This is a genomic window from Areca yellow leaf disease phytoplasma (genome assembly GCF_041920595.1).
The window spans coordinates 9,106-10,292 of sequence record NZ_CP169277.1 but is presented as its reverse complement, the minus strand read 5'-3'; the positions used below and the strand labels follow the sequence as shown (position 1 = coordinate 10,292).

Sequence of the window (1,187 nt, the reverse complement as noted above, 5' to 3'; positions counted from 1 at the left end):
AGCGTATTGCCTAAAAAATACAACACTTTTTTAGTAGGTAAAATATTGACATCACTATTAAAAATAAATTTAGTAAAAAGATAGTCACATATTTTAAAAATGGGTTTTTAAAACATTTAACAATAAAAGATTTGAGCATCAAAAAAAGGCAACATACATTGTGTGTGCTGTATAAACTAAAGGCAAATTTAATTTTTGTTTAACTAAAAGCGCTAAAGAGCCCATTCCAAATTCAGTATGAACATGAATTACATCTAAATTAAGGGCTTTGATTTTAAAAAAGATGTTTCTTTATAACTTAAAACCCAACGATGATCTTTAAAAAATTTTAAAAGGCAATGGCATTCCTTTAATTCTTATTACGCGAGAATCTTTTTCTTGTTTGACTTTGAATAGTTAGTTGTAATAATATAGACTTCATGTCCCAAAAGCTTCCAAACCTTCTCTTAGAGAATCACAAGAAACAACAACACCACTAATTAAAGGTTTATATGCATCGGTAAAAATTCCTATTTTCAAGCAAAAAACCTCCTTATTATTGTCATTGTCATACTTTTTTATCTTAATGAAAACATAGCAAATTGTAATAGTAATAGCAACAAAAATAAAAAATAAATTTATATTTTTTAATAACTAAAAAGTTGAAATAATTAGGGAATAAGAAAAAATAATAAAAAGGGTAAAAAATAATTAATTATGGTTATTGTTTTCTTTATTAGTTTTTATCGCTTCTTTATAAATTTGGATCATTTTAGAAGCAAAACTTGTTTGATCATCAATTAAGTATTGAGTTTTTGGCATTCATAGACATTGTTTTAGTTTTTTTTATTATCATTGTATAAAAGACTTAAATAATTGATTAATTCTTCTTTTTTGATGATAAAAACCATTATTTCCATTATCAATTAAAACCATCTAATAATTGATCATGTCAGCTAACAATATATATGTAGACTAAGTTTTATCTTCATCGCTTCTACAAAAGTTAAACCTTTAGTGCCAAATAAGAAGCACTCAAAAAAACAATTTCCCAATTGATAATAAGTTTCTAAATTATCATGAACAAATCCAAAACAAAACATTATTTTCGATTTGTAATTGTTTTACTTGTTTTTGAAGAGCTTTTTCCAGGACCATCGCCAACAATCAAAAATTTACTTTGAGGATGATTTTGAGCAACAATGCGG

General features: G+C 25.2%; 1 protein-coding gene. It reads right to left on the bottom strand.

The features are described from left to right. Nucleotides 1–138: 138 nt before the first annotated feature. Complete coding sequence (locus ACEW7V_RS00050; protein WP_374695695.1) at nucleotides 139–225, bottom strand: hypothetical protein; 87 nt, start codon at nucleotides 223–225, stop codon at nucleotides 139–141. Nucleotides 226–1,187 lie beyond the last annotated feature (962 nt).

Bases quoted from the DNA above. Each gene is read 5' to 3' on its own strand.
- ACEW7V_RS00050 (WP_374695695.1), bottom strand. From the start codon at position 225: ATGGGCTCTTTAGCGCTTTTAGTTAAACAAAAATTAAATTTGCCTTTA.